Source organism: Lactobacillus sp. UMNPBX19 (assembly GCF_002553805.1).
Classification (GTDB): Bacteria; Bacillota; Bacilli; order Lactobacillales; family Lactobacillaceae; genus Lactobacillus.
Window position 1 is genome coordinate 1 of the sequence record NZ_PCYR01000089.1, and the last position, 553, is coordinate 553.

At 40.3% G+C, this 553-nt stretch carries 2 pseudogenes; both read right to left on the bottom strand.

Annotation, left to right across the window (positions count from 1 at the left end):
- Positions 1–276: pseudogene (locus CP370_RS09185) on the bottom strand (IpaB/EvcA family protein); the annotation flags it as partial.
- A gap of 16 nt (positions 277–292) precedes the next feature.
- Positions 293–553 (bottom strand): annotated as a pseudogene (locus tag CP370_RS09190) (hydroxymethylglutaryl-CoA reductase, degradative); the annotation flags it as partial.

Below are 553 nucleotides of genomic sequence, written 5' to 3' on the forward strand. Positions count from 1 at the left end.
GTTCGTTAATTCCACATCATCATCTTTCAATTGAAAATAAACCTGTGGGTACCCGTTCAATGTCAAAAGCATCAGCAATAATTCTGATGTTGCCAAAAAATCAGGTGCCGTCCCATCATTGACTTCAACCATTAGTCGTGTACCTAACATTGATGTTGATACTTGATCATGAGTAATTATGCCACTAGCATCTTCGTTACCTCGTAAGACAACTGATCCAGGATATAGTGCATTGACCTGGTCTAACAATGTAATTGTTTCTTTCGCAAATTTCATTTTTTCTGTCCTATCTTTAGTTCTCTGCGTGTGAATCACGCATCTTCTGTAATAATTGACGCGCCATCGCTGCGTTGATCTGATTAGTTTGATTTAGCTGCGCCACTAATTGTTCAACTTCATCATTCATCGCACCGACTTGTATAGCTAGTGATTTAGCCTGCAAAGCCATATGACCTGCCTGAATACCGGTTGAAACAAGGGCTCGCAAAGCTGCTAAATTCTGTGCTAAACCGGTGGCAATGATAATACCTGCTAATTGTTCTGCACTTGGATT